Here is a 256-nt window from a genome sequence, read left to right on the forward strand (position 1 = left end):
CAATGCTCACTCCACTGATCTGCATGTCGGCTAAGACCGTGATGGATGTAGATGGCTCGCAAAACCAGATCCGGCCTAGAGGTGGCCCTCAGGCTCACCAAAATATGCAAAAGAACTGAAGAGTCAAGCCCACCGCTCAACGCCACCAGCAATCTATGGCGTTGACCGAGTTGTCGATTAACCTCTTCAAGCAGAGTTTGAGATACCGTCATCAGTTTCCACTATTGAATTAAAAAGAGAGAGATAAATTCATCCT

The 256-nt window shown here is 47.3% G+C and carries 1 protein-coding gene; it reads right to left on the reverse strand.

Translation table 11 applies throughout. The features are described from left to right. The coding region (locus tag OOT08_RS18930; protein WP_325094448.1) for an ATP-binding protein at positions 1-212 on the reverse strand (212 nt) is incomplete at its 3' end. Between the last annotated feature and the right edge of the window lie 44 nt (positions 213-256).

It is taken from the genome of Leucobacter sp. M11 (assembly GCF_035726885.1).
Taxonomy (GTDB): Bacteria; Actinomycetota; Actinomycetes; order Actinomycetales; family Microbacteriaceae; genus JAPFRB01.